General features: G+C 73.8%; 1 pseudogene. It reads right to left on the bottom strand.

Annotated features, from left to right (window positions below):
- Nucleotides 1-290, bottom strand: a pseudogene (locus HX774_RS18860) (glucose-6-phosphate isomerase); the annotation flags it as partial.

Raw genomic sequence — 290 nt, 5'->3', positions numbered from 1 at the left:
AGTCCGATCCGCCGATCCCTATATGGACCACGGCCTTGAACGCGCGGCCGGTCGCGCCCGTCTCGATGCTGGACCGGACGGCGTGGGCGTAGTCGCGCATCTGACCGCGTACGGCCTCCACCTCGGCCGAGACGGCGTCGCCCAGGGCGTGGAAATCGGCGCCGGCGGGGGCGCGCAGGGCGGGGTGCAGGACCGCGCGGCTCTCAGTGGAATTGATGGCCTCGCCGCCGAACAGGGCGCTGCGACGGCCTTCGATGTCAGCGGCGCGGGCCAGGGCCAGGGCGGCGTCG

This window comes from Brevundimonas sp. P7753, from assembly GCF_013386595.1.
Lineage (GTDB): Bacteria > Pseudomonadota > Alphaproteobacteria > Caulobacterales > Caulobacteraceae > Brevundimonas > Brevundimonas bullata.
The sequence above is the reverse complement of the archived record's forward strand: the minus strand, read 5'-3'. Positions and strand labels throughout refer to the sequence as shown.